This window comes from Hungatella effluvii (assembly GCF_003201875.1).
Classification (GTDB): Bacteria; Bacillota; Clostridia; order Lachnospirales; family Lachnospiraceae; genus Hungatella; species Hungatella effluvii.
Genome location: NZ_QJKD01000007.1, coordinates 83,366 through 100,101, shown reverse-complemented (window position 1 = coordinate 100,101; position 16,736 = coordinate 83,366). Strand labels below are relative to the sequence as shown.

General features: G+C 46.9%; 15 protein-coding genes. All 15 read right to left on the bottom strand.

Going from position 1 to position 16,736, the window contains the following annotated elements; all coding sequences use genetic code 11:
• Positions 1–46: 46 nt before the first annotated feature.
• The 15 genes from yyaC to DFR60_RS14605 all read right to left on the bottom strand — a co-directional run bounded on the left by yyaC (position 47) and on the right by DFR60_RS14605 (position 16,716).
• A complete protein-coding gene (gene yyaC / locus DFR60_RS14675; protein ID WP_002605507.1) occupies positions 47–646 on the bottom strand; it encodes a spore protease YyaC in 600 nt (199 codons plus the stop codon).
• Between the two features lie 117 nt (positions 647–763).
• Positions 764–1,513, bottom strand: coding sequence for a response regulator transcription factor (locus tag DFR60_RS14670; RefSeq protein ID WP_167437604.1), 750 nt, complete (start codon positions 1,511–1,513; stop codon positions 764–766).
• Between the two features lie 13 nt (positions 1,514–1,526).
• Positions 1,527–3,212, bottom strand: a complete 1,686-nt coding sequence (locus DFR60_RS14665) for a sensor histidine kinase (RefSeq protein WP_167437603.1) — start codon at positions 3,210–3,212, stop codon at positions 1,527–1,529.
• A gap of 100 nt (positions 3,213–3,312) precedes the next feature.
• Complete coding sequence (locus DFR60_RS14660; protein ID WP_110323552.1) at positions 3,313–3,915, bottom strand: D-sedoheptulose-7-phosphate isomerase; 603 nt, start codon at positions 3,913–3,915, stop codon at positions 3,313–3,315.
• Positions 3,885–4,856: an ROK family protein gene (locus DFR60_RS14655; protein WP_110323551.1), complete on the bottom strand. Its 972-nt coding sequence runs from the start codon at positions 4,854–4,856 to the stop codon at positions 3,885–3,887. Before DFR60_RS14655 ends, DFR60_RS14660 begins: the two co-directional genes overlap by 31 nt.
• Positions 4,857–4,886: 30 nt before the next feature.
• On the bottom strand, positions 4,887–6,344 hold the full coding sequence (betC, locus tag DFR60_RS14650; protein ID WP_110323549.1) for a choline-sulfatase: 1,458 nt from the start codon (positions 6,342–6,344) through the stop codon (positions 4,887–4,889).
• 1 nt (position 6,345) lies between these two features.
• Positions 6,346–8,622 carry a glycoside hydrolase family 3 N-terminal domain-containing protein gene (locus DFR60_RS14645; RefSeq protein WP_146218602.1) on the bottom strand — a complete coding sequence of 759 codons (2,277 nt, stop codon included), beginning with the start codon at positions 8,620–8,622 and terminating at the stop codon, positions 6,346–6,348.
• Between the two features lie 5 nt (positions 8,623–8,627).
• A complete protein-coding gene (locus tag DFR60_RS14640) occupies positions 8,628–9,440 on the bottom strand; it encodes a carbohydrate ABC transporter permease (RefSeq protein ID WP_243005078.1) in 813 nt (270 codons plus the stop codon).
• A gap of 18 nt (positions 9,441–9,458) precedes the next feature.
• Positions 9,459–10,343 carry a carbohydrate ABC transporter permease gene (locus DFR60_RS14635; protein ID WP_110323545.1) on the bottom strand — a complete coding sequence of 295 codons (885 nt, stop codon included), beginning with the start codon at positions 10,341–10,343 and terminating at the stop codon, positions 9,459–9,461.
• A gap of 150 nt (positions 10,344–10,493) precedes the next feature.
• Entirely contained in the window at positions 10,494–11,852 is a 1,359-nt protein-coding gene (locus tag DFR60_RS14630; protein WP_110323543.1) for an extracellular solute-binding protein, read from the bottom strand.
• Between the two features lie 207 nt (positions 11,853–12,059).
• Complete coding sequence (locus tag DFR60_RS14625; RefSeq protein WP_110323542.1) at positions 12,060–13,067, bottom strand: LacI family DNA-binding transcriptional regulator; 1,008 nt, start codon at positions 13,065–13,067, stop codon at positions 12,060–12,062.
• A 62-nt stretch (positions 13,068–13,129) separates the two neighbouring features.
• The gene (locus DFR60_RS14620; RefSeq protein ID WP_110323541.1) at positions 13,130–13,876 is read right to left on the bottom strand and encodes a glycerophosphodiester phosphodiesterase; all 747 of its coding nucleotides are present in this window, start codon (positions 13,874–13,876) and stop codon (positions 13,130–13,132) included.
• Positions 13,873–14,982, bottom strand: coding sequence for an ABC transporter ATP-binding protein (locus DFR60_RS14615; protein WP_110323540.1), 1,110 nt, complete (start codon positions 14,980–14,982; stop codon positions 13,873–13,875). The genes DFR60_RS14620 and DFR60_RS14615 overlap by 4 nt, the downstream gene beginning before the upstream one ends.
• Positions 14,983–14,984: 2 nt before the next feature.
• Entirely contained in the window at positions 14,985–15,830 is an 846-nt protein-coding gene (locus DFR60_RS14610) for a carbohydrate ABC transporter permease (RefSeq protein WP_110323538.1), read from the bottom strand.
• 13 nt (positions 15,831–15,843) lie between these two features.
• Positions 15,844–16,716, bottom strand: coding sequence for a carbohydrate ABC transporter permease (locus DFR60_RS14605; RefSeq protein WP_002605500.1), 873 nt, complete (start codon positions 16,714–16,716; stop codon positions 15,844–15,846).
• Positions 16,717–16,736 lie beyond the last annotated feature (20 nt).

The window sequence follows — 16,736 nt, the reverse complement described above, 5'->3', positions numbered from 1 at the left end:
TCATTTTAATCCAATGAATCATAGCACAGGATGAGCGCAAAACCTGTCAAAGAAGGGAAGCATTTTCCCATAACTTTTCGACAAGATAAATGCTTCTGCTGATGCAGTCCGCCATCCGCATGACGACAGACAGCCGGATGCTCTGAAGCATTAAGGGATCGAAGCTGCCGCAGCTTCCGACAATACCCGTGATAAAAATGTCGCCTACCGCCTTCAGTTCCTTGCTGACTCCAAGCCCGGGCTTCAGCGATCCCTTCCCAAGGGTCACATATCCGATGTGCTCGATGTTCCCCACAGAGGCATCCACCGCCACCACCACATGGTCCGGATACTGAAATTTAAGGATAGCCTGGTAGGTCTCTAAATTCATGGCGTGGACAGGACGTTCCAGCGTTCCCAGGATCTCGACCCGCTCCAGCCGTTTTTCCTTCAGCTTGTACCCAATCAGCGGTCCCAGACTGTCTCCCGTGGAGCGGTCGGTGCCGATACACAGGAACACAACCCCCGCCGTCTTTCCGTTTTCCTGTTCCGTACATATCAAATCATAAAGCCTCGAAGCGAACTCTTCCGCCTCGAAGGACTGTTTTGTATCATAATAATAAACTTCCCGATTGCCGCGGATTGCGATGCGTTCCCATAGTCTCATAATATCCTGCCTTGATGTCCTTCTTGTTCTCTGTTCTATTATAAGCCGTGAATTCGGGAATTATTCACAGGGAATAGAATACAAAGCAATTGACCATCGCATTTCTAAAAGCAGCTTTTACTCTGATCTTTTATGTTTCTTGTACTGACTGAATGACATTCCGGTATATTTGCGAAAACATCTTCCAAAATAGTCTGCATCCGAAAATCCTACCATCTCTGCCAAATTATAAATCATTAATTCCTCATTAGCCTGCTCCAATTTCCGCATAGCCTTTTTCATCCGCAGTTCAAAAAGGTATTCGGAAAAGTTTACTCCCGACTGCTGCTTAAACATCCTGCTCAAGTAACTGGCATTCACATGGAATCGATCTGCAACCTTACCAAGCCCCATTTCCATGTCCATATAATTTTCCTCCAAATATTCCATTACATTTCCGATAAGCCCCTGCTCCCTCTTTCCACCCATGGCAATCTCCGGCAGAGTTGCCCTGGATCTTGCTTTTCGGTACAATATTTCCGACAATGCCTTTTCCAGCTCTGCCCCATCAACCGGCTTTAAAATAAAGTCAGAAACCCCTAAACGCAGCCCCTTTCTGGCATACTCAAACTCGTCATAACCGGTGATAACAATGATCTCCGTATCCGGCCATTTCCTGCGCACTTCTCTGGTAAACTCCAGGCCATCTAAGCCCGGCATGGTAATATCCGTCAATATAATATCTACCCTGTTTTCTTCCATAAAATCCAGTGCTCCTGCCGCGTCTCCCCCCTCATACACCAAATCCAGATGAAGTTTTTCCCAGGGTACACAGTACTTAATTAAATCCCTGGCCAGCGTTTCATCATCCAAAATCATGATATTCATTTTTCCCCTCTCCTTAACCATTAAAATCAATTACATGTATCGTAATCTCTGTCCCCCTGTCCGGACAGCTGTGAAGCTCCACACAATCTGTATCTCCAAAATAAAGGCAGATACGTTCTATCGTTTTCTGCAGTCCAAATCCCTGTCCCCCATCAGATTCTCTGTTTCCATTTAAAATATCCCGAATCTGGCTTTCGTACATACCCACACCATCATCAGCAACAGTTACACCTATCGTTCCTGTTATCTCTTTTTTCACCGTTATTTTAAGCGTCCCCTTATGCCCCAGTGGTCTAAGGCCATGGTATATGGCATTTTCCACGAGGGGCTGCAGCATCAGCTTTGGCACCCTGACTTCCAACAGACTCTCATCAATCTCCCGTTCCACCATAAAAACTGACTCGAACCGAATCCCCTGCACTATTAGATAGTCATTCACTATCATCAGTTCTTCTCTTAAAGAAATAACATCTTTGCCCTTGCTTAACGTTCTCCGATAGAAATTGCTGAATGCTTTTACTACGTGGCAGGCCTGTTCCTTTCGGTCTGTCACGATCAGTGCACTGATATCATTTAGAGTATTATACAGAAAATGAGGATTAATCTGTGCCTGAAGCAGACTCAATTCCATCTTTCGCAAATTTTTCTGCTCTGCCATAATTCGCTCAAGCAGCTTTTCTATCCGATCAGTCATGCAATTGTAAGCTTTCTCAAGCTGTCTAAGTTCCAATGTATCCGATTTTAAGTCCACATGAACCAATACATCTTCTCCTGTCCGGTCGATTACCCCAACCATCCTTTTTAACGGCAGTAAAAAGCCTCTGATAATTACATAAATACCAAGAAACAAAACACAACTGTTTATCGCCAGCACAATCAACGTAATCTTTCTGCTTTGTAAGTACGCGTCATCCATCCTTACCATGGGTGTGGCACTCGTATACTCCCATGTAAAACCTTCATTTTCCACTGCCAGGCGGGCAATACAGCTTCCCTTTTCATATTCCTGTGGCAGCTTGTCGAAATCCTTTATTACGCTTCCTTGACTGTCCTGAATTTTTATATCCAGATCATATCGATGCAGCGTGTCGTAGAAAGCGCTGCTTAATTTATCCATACTAATCTCGATTACAACTATACCCATCTCCTGAAAATCTGTTATACTCTGTAAATCAAATACCATTGAAATATGTGATTTTGAATCGGAGAATAACGCTTCAGGAAGTATATCCCATCTGCCCTTATAATCGGCTGCCTCGAGAAACAGCTCCGCGTCCTCTTTTAAAATTAAATTTCCAATTGTCTCCCCGCTTCGCTTAACACCATAAAGTTTTCCACTTAAATCGCGGAAAATAACAGCCTCTATCTGATCCGAAAACTCCGTAATATTATATAAAGTGCGCTCCATTCCAATCTGCGCCTCCAGGCTCGGTTCCGCATTTTGGCGGTTTACCATAGCCTGAAAGGAATTCCCCATCATAAGTGCAGCCGCAAATCTGTGAATATATTCAAACTGACTGTTCATACCATCATTGATTGAACTTAAGGTCTGCCCTGAAATCCGTTCCATCTCCCGCCTGCTGGCCCCCTCAATCACGCTCCAATAGATAAAGGCGCTTAAGACCGTACAAAATAAAAACAGTGCTCCGGTAAAAACCATCATCTTCATACCAATGGAAGCTCTTTTTACAAATTGCATATTCCCCTCTCTTTCTCCCTTCATGTTTTCCGAAATTCTTTTGTTTAAAAGGGTAAATGTTTCCAGGATGGCGCAAAAACGGCCAAAAAATGGCCGTTTCTTAAAAAAAATATTCTTCCAGTCTCGCACAAAGATAATGATAAACAGGTAGATGAAGCTCCTGAATTCTATAAGTTTCAGTCTCAGGAACCTTAATCGTTATCGTACAGAGCGAATCCATCTTACTTTGGATTCCTCCTGTCAGCCCTACCGTCTTTAAACCCAAAAAGTTTGCTGTTTTTACCGCATTTAATACATTTTCTGAATTTCCGGACGTCGATACTGCTACCAACACATCCCCAGTTCTTCCATATCCATACGTCAACTGGGCATATACCATATCCGGGTCTGCATCATTTGCATAAGCCGTCACAATTGCTGACTGAGCCGAAAGGGATATAGCCGGAAGCGCCCCCTGCAGCTGAGCAAACAGCTTAACAGCCTCTCCGTTATCTTTCCAAGCTTCCGGCACTGCTGCCGGCCGCTTTTTCAAAAATCCTTTCATCAATTCCCCTACGATATGATCGCAGTCCGCACTGCTCCCACCATTTCCACAGAGCAGTAATTTCCCTCCTTTTTGTAGTGCCTTCTCCAGTATAGAGACAGTTTCTTCAATTTCAAAACGGCAGCTTCTCAGTGCCGGATATCTGTTATACAGTTCCATTCTTTCCTCCCATAAACAGCAGTAGCCAGTGCTGCATAGTCCCCAATCTCTTCTCCTAAAACAGCCGGCAGAATCCTGCAGTTTTCAAGTGCCCCTGGCAGACACTCCCGTTCCAGCACTTGTCTCATGGACGGCTCTAACAGCTCCCGGCATCTTCCATAAATACTTCCCAGTATGATCATCTCCGGATTCAGCGTATCGATGAGAAGAGCCAGAGCTTTTCCCAGCTTTTCTCCGCAGATGCGAAATACCTCTGTCGCAGTCTCATCCCCCCGCTTTGCGCATTCAGCCACGCATCTCGCGGTAATTGTCTTACCCGGCACCCAATAAGCCGTCTTTCGTCCCTGCTGTTCCCGCTCTTTCGCCGCCGCTTCCGCCAAAAGAGCAATTCCGCCGCCGCTGCAAAAACCCTCGAATGATCCCATTTTTCCAAATCCCGCAGGTCCAAACGGTTCCAGCCGAATATGCCCAACTTCTCCCGCCAGGTCCTGAGCACCTGCATAAAGTCCGCCATTTAAGATCAGCCCTGCCCCCATTCCCGTCCCAAACGTGAGAAATATCAGATTTTTTATTCCTTTTCCGGCTCCGAATAACCATTCTGCCAGTGCCCCCGCATTTGCATCGTTTTGCAGATATGCCGGAATCTTCAGACGCTCTTCCATAATACTGGTAATGCACACATGATCCCAGCCTGTTAAGTTGGGGGGAGACAGAATAATTCCTTCCCGGCTGTTTAACGGACCGCCGCAGCTGATTCCTACCGAAGTCTTTTCTTCGCTCCATTTCATAACTTCATCCGCAAGAATTTCAATAACTTCCTCCGGCGGCCGGTCTTTTGGCGTCTCAATCTTCTTTTTATGAACGATTTCTATACGTCCGTCCAAAAACATTCCGCCAGTTACCGCACATTTTGTTCCTCCTATATCAATTCCTATGTACATGCAGCCCTTCCCCCTTTTCCTGCCTATTCTTTATCTAGAAAAACGCTCGCTCTCATCCACTGCCGGAACGTAATCCCAGGCAGTTTCTGTCTTCTCCATTGCTTCTTTTACGATTTTCTTTTTTCGTATTGATTTGTCCAGATAGTCCAGCACTTCCTGCGGATTAAACCGGTTTAAGATCAGCCCTTTAAGTTCTTCCTCAATCTCACTGTACTCCGCTGTTCCAGACAGATTGATCCTTTCCTCCGGATCTGTATCCAGGCAGAATAGCTGCGTCTCCTTCTCATGAATATAAGTATACTTGTAGACACCCTTTCTGACCATATAGCAGGGCCAAAGAATTGCTTCGCCATGGGATTCACAAAAAACAGGGCGATCTTCAGCCAGCGTTTTTGACACCAGGGAAATACCGTCCACCTCCTCCATCCGGGCCGCCCCACCCAGATCTGCCAGCGTAGGTGCTAAATCCACAATAGACACAGGTGTACGAACCCCTTCACTCCGGCTGTCCGGATAGTGAATCAACAGCGGGATGCGGCTGGACCACTCATAGAAGCATCGCTTTTGAACCATACCTCGCTCCCCCAGCATATCCCCGTGATCACTTGTAAAAATAATAATAGTTTTTTCATACAATCCTGTTTCCTTTAAATCACTTATCAATTCACCGACCTTATCATCTATGTAAGTGACCAGGGCACTGTATGCCCGTCTAACTGCATACAAATTTTCTCTTCCTTTCACAGGAAATATATCCGTTCTGTGAAATCCGGTATTCAGCCACTTGTCCAGAGTTGTATCCCCTTCCTTCGTAGTATTGTCGATATCCGGGGTTGTTATATCCTTTCCCTCATATAAATCCCAGTACTTTTGGGGCGGGTTGAACGGATCATGGGGATGGTGATACGAGACACAAAGGAAAAATGGATTTTGGGCAGAACTTCCATGGGTATACAGATACTCCCTTGCCTTCATATGGGTCTCTTCATCGTATTGCAGCCCCTCATTCCATTTCCGGGGTCCCGCAGTCCGGGCATTGTAATGAATCGCATTTCCCCATGCATCCGACTGGAGAATATGGTTTTCCTCATCAACATAGTTTGGCAGCCATGAAAATCCTGAAGGATAAATATCAGTAGTCAGTCTTCTGGAAAAGCCATGAAGCTGATCAGCCCCTACAAAATGCATTTTTCCGCACAAAACAGTATCATATCCCGCATTGGACAAATAATGGGCAAATGTAGGTTCCTCACAGGAAAATGCTGATGCGTTATCGTAACAGTGCAGCGCTGACGTATACTTCCCTGTCATGAGCGAAGCCCTGGCAGGAGTACAGAGCGGATTCGATGTATAAGCATTTTCATAACAGATACTTGACTGCGCCAGTCTTTCTATATTTGGACAGATCACTTCCTTATTTCCGTAACAACTCATCATATATGGAGTCATCTGATCCGCCATAATCATTACTATATTATACTTTTCCATTTCATTTCTCCTTCAGCGTAAATGTACACAATACATAGTCCCAGGCATTCACGCCAATCATAGCTTCGAAGTCGCCCGGTTCACTCCCATAGGTTCCGTCCAATCGGGTAAAACACAGCATCTCCTCAGACACATCAAACTCCACACGCCTCTTTTCTCCCGGTTCCAGTTCTTCCCTTAAAAATCCCTTTAACTCCTTTGCAGGTCTGGTAACCGAAGATTTTCTATCCCGTATATAAAACTGTGGCACGCAAACACCCGCCCTCAGTCCGGTATTCTGAATCCAGGCGCTGATGGTAAGCTTCTCGCCCGCCAGAAAGCTCTCGCTGCTGGCAGAAATATCAAAAATATCAAAGGTTGTGTAGCCAAGTCCATATCCAAAGGGGTAACGCGCTTTCTTTGCCCCTAATAAATAGCCTTTCATCAGGCCGGAATCCCTCTGACTATAGTAGACCGGCATCTGACCCACGTTATAAGGTATCGTCACCGGAAGCCTCCCGGATGGACTAACCATACCAAACAGGACTTCCGCTACCGCACTCCCGGTCTCCTGCCCCGCATAAAAGCACTGGAGAACAGCGGATGGCAGATCATACAGTTCCGCACTGCTATAAGGCTTTCCTCCCACAGAGACAACAATCAATGGTTTTCCCGTGCTGCTGAGACGGCGAAGCAGTTCTCTCTGCTGTCCCGCCAGTTCCAGTGTATCATTATCCCCAGAGCTATTATTTTTAAAAATTGCTTCCCGGCTGGTTGAAGCGCTTCCCCCTACACACGCCACCACAACATCACACGTATTGGCAAGACGCACCGCCCTGTTTAAACATGCTTCCTCTTCTTCCAACGTATATAGCTCGGGTTCTTCTATCATGGTCGCATCAACCTCTGTATCCATCGATATTTCCTGCTTTGTTAACCCGCAGCCTTTTTCATAGAATACCTCTGCCCCAAGCTTTGCTGCCGCCTCATCGATCCCCTGTAAAATACTGACACCTTCAGCCGGCGCTGTACTGTAATAGCTGAAATGTACTGGATGGGCACATGGACCAGTTACGGCAATCTTAAGCGGCACGGACGTCAAAAGCGGAAGAATCCCGTTTTCGTTTTTTAACAGAACAAGACTTTCAGCGGCAGCACGGAAGGCTAATTTTCCGTGCTCCCCGCAGCGCACCAGTTTTCCGGCCTTCTTCGGATCAGTGAACGGTTGTTCAAACAACCCCAGTTCAAATTTCAGGCGAAGTACCCGCATTACCGCCTGGTCCAGGCAGGCAGACAGCTCTGCATTTCCTCTGCACAGTTCCGGGAGAACCATATAGCTCTTCCCATCCGGCAGATCCATGTCCACTCCAGCCCGCAGCGCAGCAGCGGCGGCATCCAGTCCGCAGTCTGCAATGCGGTGCACACTCTCCAGCCTGCCGATATCATAATAATCCGAAATGACAACACCGTCAAATCCCCATTTATCCCGCAGAATTTCTTTCAGCAGCTGATAGCTGGCATGGCATGGAACTCCATTTACTTCCGAATGGGATGGCATGACTCCCCGGGCTTTTCCTTCCATAATCGCTCGTCTGAAAGGAGGCAGAATTTCATCCCAGAGCATCCGCTCTGTAACATGACAAGGCGCGAAATTGCGTCCCCCATCACACTGGCCGTATCCCGCGAAATGCTTGACCGATGCGGCCAAAAAGCCTTCCTCAACGCCATCTTCTCCACCCTGCAGACCCGTTACCGCAGCATACCCCATTTCAGAAACGAGATACACGTCTTCGCCGAAGGTCTCCTCCAGCCTTCCCCACCTTAGGTCTCTCCCCAGGTCCAAAACCGGGGTAAACGCCTGATTTCCGCCTCTGGATGCAGCTTCCGAACCGATTGCCCGGTAAACCGATCTCACCAGCTCCAAATCGAAGGTACAGGCCAGGCCAATTGGCTTTGGAAACATGCTGGCCCCCTTCGCTACATGACCGCTTAAACACTCTTCCTGAATCAGCGCCGGTATGGAAAATCGGCTCTCCTCCATAGCCATTTTTTGAATCTGATTAATAACGGCTGCACTGTCCTCGGGACAAAAACTTCTTCCTGGAAGCTGAAATGACCCAATCCCGTCTTTTAACGTCCCTTCCAGCCCATTTATCTGCACCTTCCCCTGAAACACCTCTGCCTCTACAACAGGTATGGACTTAAGCTGCGCTGCTTTTTCTTCCAGTGTCATCCGCTTAATCAGATCTTTTGCCCGCTCCTCGGATGAACAGCTGCTGTCCCGATAGATTTCTTTCACCACACTCACCCCTTTACCGCTCCAGCCAGCATCCCTTTCTGCATCTGCTCACTCAGGAACAGATAGATCAAAAATGTAGGCGCCGTAGCCACTAACATTGCCGCACCAATAGGCCCCCAGTCCGTCATATAAATACCTTGAAACGACATAACGGCCACAGGCAGCGTCTTCATCCCGGCTTCCGTCGTAAATGTCAATGCAAACATCAGCTCATTCCAGGCATTGATAAACGTAAAGATGGCAATGGTCGAGAGCGGTATTTTAAGCAGCGGCAGAATTACCCGAAAGAACACCTGATAGATATTACATCCGTCAATGCAGGCTGCCTCTTCCAATTCGACCGGCAGTGTCTTTAAAAAACCTGTCATGATAAACAGTGCCACCGGCAGTGCAAAAGCGGTATAGGGAATAATCAGGGACCATCTAGTATTTAAAATTCCTATATTTTTAAACAAAATGAATAAGGGTAACAGGGATGCGTGAACCGGAATCATAATCCCCGCCAAAAAAACCATTATCAATGCTTTTCCATATTTAAACCGCATTCTTGTACAGGCATAGGCAGCCATAGTGGCAAAAAGAAGTGTAACAAGCATGGTCATAACAGTCACAATAACGCTGTTAAACAGGTAGATATGTATCTTTAAGTTCTGAAACACTCTCGTATAGTTTTCAAACACAAACGGTGCAGGCAGAGAAAAGGCCGGACGGTTAAATATCTGATTATTATCCTTAAGAGAGAACAAAAAGAGCCATACCAGGGGCATCAGCTGTATGATTAAAAATACATTCAAAATCGTGTACTTAATAATTTTCAAAGCCCTATTCTTCATATCCTATTCCAGCCTTTCTTCCGCTTTTTTAAACAGCCTGTTGACTACCAGCGCGTAAAACAGACAGATACCAACAATTACCATCGCCATGGCGCTTCCCGGACCATAGTGATACTTTGAAAAAATTGTCTTATACATCGTAATTGTAGGCACCTCGGAAGCATGTACCGGTCCGCCCTCCGTTAATATATAGATTAAGTCAAATGCTTTCATGGATCCTACTACCATGAAGGTAACACTCACCTTTAACATTGGCATGATATTGGGCATCGTAATATTCCACGCCAGCCTAAACCGACCCGCTCCATCAATCTGCGCCGATTCGTAAATCTCCTTTGGCAGCGATTTAATCGCAGAATAAACGATCAGCATATGATATCCCATCCACTGCCATACACTGGGAAGTGTCGCTGCTATCATAACTGTCTTCTTATCAAAAAGCCAGTTACGCTGCAGCTGTTCTAAATGCACAGCTCCCAAAAACTGATTTACCAAACCGATAAGCGGATCATACAGTTTCATCCAAAGCTGCCCGGTTACGGAGGTCATAATGATAACCGGTATAAAGTAAATGGTCCGGTACAGCTTTTCCCCCCTGACACAGTCCGCAATCAGCACTGCTAAGATTACGGCTGTCGGCAGCTGCAAAATCAATGTGCAGGCCAGGAAAACAAAAGAATTTCCAATTGCACTGCGAAAAACCTTGTCATGCAACAATGCCTGATAATTCTTTATCCCTACAAATTTGGCCTCTCCCATACCGTTCCAATCCAGAAGACTAATGACTCCGGAACTGACAATCGTTACCAGAATTACCATGGAAAAAATAAGAAATGTCGGCAATATAAAAATTGCAATTGCTTTTTTATTTGACATCATTTTGTTCATGCAGCTATCCCCTCTTCCAATCCGGATCTTTCGACTCAACAGGCTGCGTTTCCTGACTAAGTCAAATTTCCGCCATTGGATGAAACAAAAAGCTGCTGTAAACTTGATTGCAGATTTACAGCAGCTCCTCTTCCAGGTTTCATCCGTTTTTTACTTCCCCAGAATTTCCGCCATTTCCTGAGTATATTCTTCCGGTGACAAATCCCCCATAGTCAGCATCGTGGTCGTATTCTTATAATCCTCCACGTAATCTGCCAGAAGCAGGGTGTCCCAGTTGGCTACGCCCCTGGTCATGCCTCCATATAACTCATTTACGGCAATAATCAATGGATTCAGCTGCGATTCATCTACCTCAACGTCCCACGCCGGTAACCCCGCTCCTGACTGATATAAATTTTTTGCCGCCTGCTCCGTAATAAACTTCACTGCGTCTGCTGCCACATCAGGATACTTCGTCTCAGAAGAAACCATATATCCGGATAAAGATGCACCCACATATTCTTCTGGATTATTAAGCTCGCCTCCGATCAACGGGAAGGGTTTTGCCACCAACTGATCCTTCACCTGAGAGCCTTCACCTTCAAATACTCCAATAGACCACGTTCCATTATAGGTCATGGGGATACCACCCGCAGCAAATTTCGTATTGGCCTCTGGCGGAATCATTGTCATGCTGTCCTCAGTCAGTGTCTTATTGGACAAAAACTTCTGTAAATAATCCGCAGCCTTTACGAATCCCTCCTGGTTAATGGTATCCTGCTGCGATACCACATCAAGACAGGTTTTTGCGCCTACAGTGCGGATAGAAAAATCTTCAAACATAGCGGTCAGAGGCCACATGGCCTTACCACCCATAATCATTGGAGCAATTCCCTTCTGTTTAAAGGCATCCACCACATTTACCAGATCTTCGTACGTATCAGGAATCTCCAAACCATTTTCCTCAAATACAGTTTTATTATAGTACATCAGCATTCCGGAAAAATCTACCGGCAGGCCGTATACGGCATCGTTGTAGGAGAGAACGCTGAGCAGGCCTGGTTTTATCTTATCCTTTGTCCCATCCTCCAGCCAGGAATCCATCTGCAGGGCTTTTCCCGATTTTACAAAATCTTCAGCAAATGAGTATCCCCAGGCAAAAAAGATATCAGGAAGCTCGTCACTGGCGGCCGCCGTACGGATTTTCACTTTATACTGCTCCCCCTGAGTAGCATCCTGTACAATTTTTACATTCGGGTGGGTCTCTTCATAGAGTGCAATCGCATCCAAAAGTGCCTTTGCCGTCAAATCCTCTGCGTTAGTCTGAATATGCCACATGGAGAGCGTAACCGGTTCCTCGGTGGATTCAGCCGCTTCTTTTGTCCCCTCACCTGTCTGTGCCTCTTCCCCTACCGATGTGCTCTCTACAGCGCTCTGCTTGGTCTCCTGTACCGCGCTATTTCCCCCGCAGGCCGTCAGCACAGCTGTCATACTGATTGTCAATAGTATACTAAGCCATCTTTTTTTCATCTTCAATACCTCCTAAGTATTTATAGTCAAATTATAGTCATTTTTTCCTCCCAATTGAACAGTATATTTTTACCAAAATCCGGATTTTTTTTACCTTTTAGCCTAAATAAACAATTTTATTTTTTCGATTAAAACTACGAAAAACAACGCAGGTACATCAGTTACGAACCGATATCCTGCGTTGTTTTGCTAATACTAATTACTCTCTTACTCTATTTTCCCCACACTTCCACGCGTCACCAGCGTCACCTGGTATTCCACCTTTTTAATCAGCTTCCGCCTTCCTTCGATCCGTTCCTCCAGAATCTCCACCGCTTCCCGCCCCATGGCATCCGTATGGACATCGACCGTGGTCAGAGCCGGGAACGAAAATTCGCCGGAGCTGTCCCCGTTTATGGAAATCACCGATACGCTGTCCGGAACGGAGATTCCTTCCTCATTCAGCGCCTTGATCACTCCGATGGCAATCGGATCGTTGGATACGAAAAATGCATCCGGAACCGCCTTCTTCTCGCCAAGCCAGCGTTTCATCATCTGGTAACCGCTCTCCACGCCGTGTTCCCCGACCATGGAACCGGCAAAATGAAGCTGCTTCTGCTCGGCCATGAACTTTTTAAAATAAGAAAACTTGCTGAATTCCTCCGGTGTATCCTCGCTGTCATACCCGCCGATATAGGCAATATCCTTAAGTCCCATGGCTGCCAGATGCCCCATGGCCTTATAAACACAATCCTTAATACTGTAAGAGATCCAGTCCATGCGGTCCGGATAGTAATTCACCTTGCCCACAAACACCATACAGCCGGTCCTCACCGCGGCACAGATTGTATCCACCTCTTTCCGGTCGAAATTCCCCACGACCAGCGCTCCGTCGATCTGTCGGTCAAACGAATCCAGGAAGGAATAAGGGACAAATGTGAACCCGATATTCTTCTGATAGCACGTTTCCTCGACGGCACTCCTGATCGAGAAATAGAACGCGTTATCAATCTGGTTCATGAAATGTGTGTCCTTATGAACGATCGCAATGTTCCGGCATCGTTTTAATTTCTTCTCCTGTTTCATCTTATACTGGAGTTCTTCCGCCACGGAAAAGATCTTTTCCTTCGTCTCCTCTGTAATAGAAAGCGTCGGATCTTCCCTCAGCGCTCTGGAAACCGTAGACTTGGCCACGCCGGCCTTCTCCGCAATATCCAATAATGTTGCCACACACATCACCCCTTCCTTCACCTGTTTTTACTATTTTTTATCATATCAGAATCATCACTATACGTCAATCACGCGATTTCCTCTGGTCCTGCGCTTCCCAGTCTGCGCGCCTTTCCCGGATCATCAGCTTCAAACATAGTTACGCCGCATGCGTATGCCCGTTCCATCCATTTTTCTTCCCTTAATATAGCACCGCTCACATAATATCCATGCGCCTTGAGTCTGCATATCATGTCCGGCGTTATATTATAGATATACGTTAAATAGACCATCGCATCCATAGACTTCATAAGCTCCACAGGGTCCGCCGGGATAAAGGGGACGATCAGGCCGATCTCCACCTCCGAATCCAGCTGCTTCATCCGTTTAAGGACCTGATAATCCGGACCAAATACGAATACACGCTTCTTCATGCCTGTTTTCTCCAGAACAGGAACCATGGCCTCCAGCAGGCGGAAGTTTACTTCCTGCATATCCAGGGGAACCGTCTTAATCTCCAGCGCGAACCACGCTTCTCTTTCGCAGCCCCATCTCATGGCCTCCTCAAAGGTGCAGAGGCCCGGGCAGTTCTCCCGCAGCCTGTCCAGCGTATGCTCGTGAACGTATCCGTGCAAAGCGGTCCGTTTCTCCAGAGCGGTATCGTGATAGACCACGGGCACACCGTCCTTCGTCAGCTGAATATCAATTTCCAGGTAATCCGCGCCCGACAGAAGGCCGTGCTCCATGGCTTCTATGGAATTCTCCGTGTAACGGCAGGCACAGCCCCGGTGCCCGCCAATCAGCACCCGGTCCGCATGTTCTAATAATTCTCTCATAATACAAGGTTCACCTTCGTCTCAGAGTCAAACACATTTATAAAATCCGCAAACCGCAGATATACCCGTTTTTCACTGTCGCCCACCAGCGCCTTCATTCGCCCGGAGGCAGACGTATCATCCACCGATACCCGCACATGACAGCCGTGGACATCCCCGCTCAAGAGCAGTTCCTTGCCCAGGTTCTCCACCATCTGTACCTCCATCGGCAAGGTATTGGCCGCCGGCTCCGCCCCTACCCTAATCTGATGGGAACGAACTCCCAGCTTAACCGGCCTGCCGGTGTGGGGTCTCAGCTTTTCGAGAAGCTGCCCGGATACCTCCACGGAAGACTCCCCAATGGTAAACATAAGCTTCTCCCCGGCCGTCTCCAGCTTGGCATCAATAAAATTCATGGGTGGATTCCCCATAAAATTAGCTACAAATAAGTTGGCGGGATACTGATAAAGCATCTCAGGAGTATCGTACTGCTGGATTCTTCCGTTGTCAAGAATGGCAATTTTGTCCGCAATTGCCATGGCCTCTTCCTGATCATGGGTCACGATGATTGATGTAACCTTTAGCTCCTGCTGAATCTTCTTAATTACTTCGCGGATCTCGATCTTTAATCGGGCATCCAGGTTAGACATCGGCTCGTCTAAGAGCAGGATCTTCGGCTCCTTCACGAGGGCGCGGCACATGGCCACTCTCTGCTGCTGGCCGCCGGAGAGCTGGGTCGGCTTCCGGTCCAGAAGATGCTCAATCTGAAGCTTTACCGCCATTTCCCTCGCCTTTTTATGGCGTTCTTCCTTCGATACGCCCTTTTGCTTTAAGGGGAACGCAATGTTATCAATTACCTTTAAATGGGGATACAGGGCGTAAGACTGGAATACCATACCGATATTCCGGTCCTTTGGAGCCTTGTTCGTCACATCCGCATCATCAAACATCACCTGTCCGCTGGTCACATCCAAAAGTCCGGCGATGCAGTTTAAGGTTGTGGATTTGCCGCAGCCCGACGGCCCCAGCAGCGCGACAAATTCCGTGTCCCGGATCTCCAGATCGATACTGTCCAGCGCCACGACGCCCTGGTCAAATTCCTTACGCAGTTTATTGATTGAAATCATAATTATACTCCCTTTCCGCCTCCGATATTGCCTTCCATCAACTGTTTCTGAGATATAACGAAAAATACGAATACCGGCAGCATGTATACGATTGCCATTGCCGCAAATACACCGTAATCCGCGATCATCTGCTCACTCCGCGACAGGGAATGGAGGTATGTGGCGATAACCGGCGTCTTGGAATTAAAAATCAGCGTGTTAAACAAAATATAGTTGGACCATGCGCTGAGGAATGAGAAAATCGAGATCGAGGCGATGCCCGGCTTTACCAGATAGATAATAACCTGGAAGAAACCGCTCAGCCTGCTGCATCCGTCCACCAGCGTGGAATTCTCAATATCCCTCGGTATCCCATCAAAAAAGTTTTTAATAATAAAGGTGGACCCCGGAATCCGGAATGCGATGGCGACCAGGATGACGCCCACCATGGTATTGACAATATGCAGTGCAATCAGAACATAAAGCACGGCAATGAGTAAGAGCAGGTTCGGGAACATCCTCAGAATTAGAAGCGAATACTGAATCGCCTTCCTTCCCCGGAACTGAAGTCTCGACAGCGCATACCCGGCCAGACAGCTGATGACCACTTCACTCAGAGTGACTATGATTGTAAAATAAACCGTATTTACAAATGATTTTCCAATGGGCTGAATCGTTGTCTGCTTCAGCTTCATGGGCTTATACAGAAAATCGAAATTGCTTAATGTAAACGCGCCATCCGCATTAAAAAACGCAAGGCCGAAGAAGCTGATATACAGATACAGGATCGGTGCACAGAGCAGAACCAATACCGCGATAGCGATATTCTGTTTCTTTTTCTCCGTCTTGCTTAACGTAACCTTTGCCATTCGTTCTCCCCCCCTACCTTTCATTCTGCTTCTGCATGACTTTGTTCATCAGGATCATAAGAACCAGTACCACCAGGATCAGCATCAGGGAAATAGCCGCGCCGTATCCGTACTGCTGGTCGTTAAACGCCTTATGGTAGGCCGACAGCGACCAGACCTCGGTCTGGATTCCGGGTCCGCCGTTGGTGATGAGGAGAATCGTCACGTAGTTTGTGAGAAGCCCCAGCGCCTCCCACAGGGCGATAAACTGGATGTGGTAGCGGATATTAGGGATGATAATGCTTTTGATAATCTCCCATTCTCCCGCCCCATCCACATGGGCTGCCTTAAACTGGTTTTCCGGAATGCTCTTGATCGCGCTGGAAAATATAATGGTTCCATACGCGATATTGACGAGAATCGTCGCACAGAGGACAATCTGCATCGGATATTTGGCAATCCAGTTAATCGGCTGGGAGTCCACAAAGGATAAATAGACCCGGTTAACCATTCCTCCCTCGCCGGCTTCCAACAGCCAGATCCAGAGTACGGAATACACAACAGCCGGTGTGATCATGGGGATCATCAGAATCGCCTTAAATATGCTGGAGTACCGCTCTGTCTTAACGAAATATGTAGTGAGTACGGCGAACAGGAGATTTAAGAAAACCGTCGCCACAATTGCTACCCCGACAAAGATCAGGGTATTTCTTACAATGACCAGCGTATTTGGATCTTTAAATATCTTAATAAAATTTTTGAAATGGTTAAATTCCCACACAAACGAGGAATCGAGATTCGTAAATGACATCACCACAGTCAGTACGGCCGGGATCACATAGAAAATCGTCACCAAAATCAAAAAAGGCGTTAAAAACATATATGCCTGTCCATTTTTATTTTTCATGAGGAACCGCCTTCCTAAAT

Coding starts and splice junctions, on each gene's coding strand:
- DFR60_RS14605 (WP_002605500.1), bottom strand. CDS start 16,716: ATGAAAAATAAAAATGGACAGGCATATATGTTTTTAACGCCTTTTTTG.
- DFR60_RS14660 (WP_110323552.1), bottom strand. CDS start 3,915: ATGGAACTGTATAACAGATATCCGGCACTGAGAAGCTGCCGTTTTGAA.
- DFR60_RS14620 (WP_110323541.1), bottom strand. CDS start 13,876: ATGAGAGAATTATTAGAACATGCGGACCGGGTGCTGATTGGCGGGCAC.
- DFR60_RS14615 (WP_110323540.1), bottom strand. CDS start 14,982: ATGATTTCAATCAATAAACTGCGTAAGGAATTTGACCAGGGCGTCGTG.
- DFR60_RS14670 (WP_167437604.1), bottom strand. CDS start 1,513: ATGAATATCATGATTTTGGATGATGAAACGCTGGCCAGGGATTTAATT.
- DFR60_RS14665 (WP_167437603.1), bottom strand. CDS start 3,212: ATGCAATTTGTAAAAAGAGCTTCCATTGGTATGAAGATGATGGTTTTT.
- DFR60_RS14655 (WP_110323551.1), bottom strand. CDS start 4,856: ATGTACATAGGAATTGATATAGGAGGAACAAAATGTGCGGTAACTGGC.
- DFR60_RS14635 (WP_110323545.1), bottom strand. CDS start 10,343: ATGAACAAAATGATGTCAAATAAAAAAGCAATTGCAATTTTTATATTG.
- DFR60_RS14625 (WP_110323542.1), bottom strand. CDS start 13,067: ATGTGTGTGGCAACATTATTGGATATTGCGGAGAAGGCCGGCGTGGCC.
- DFR60_RS14610 (WP_110323538.1), bottom strand. CDS start 15,830: ATGGCAAAGGTTACGTTAAGCAAGACGGAGAAAAAGAAACAGAATATC.
- DFR60_RS14630 (WP_110323543.1), bottom strand. CDS start 11,852: ATGAAAAAAAGATGGCTTAGTATACTATTGACAATCAGTATGACAGCT.
- betC (WP_110323549.1), bottom strand. CDS start 6,344: ATGGAAAAGTATAATATAGTAATGATTATGGCGGATCAGATGACTCCA.
- yyaC (WP_002605507.1), bottom strand. CDS start 646: ATGAGACTATGGGAACGCATCGCAATCCGCGGCAATCGGGAAGTTTAT.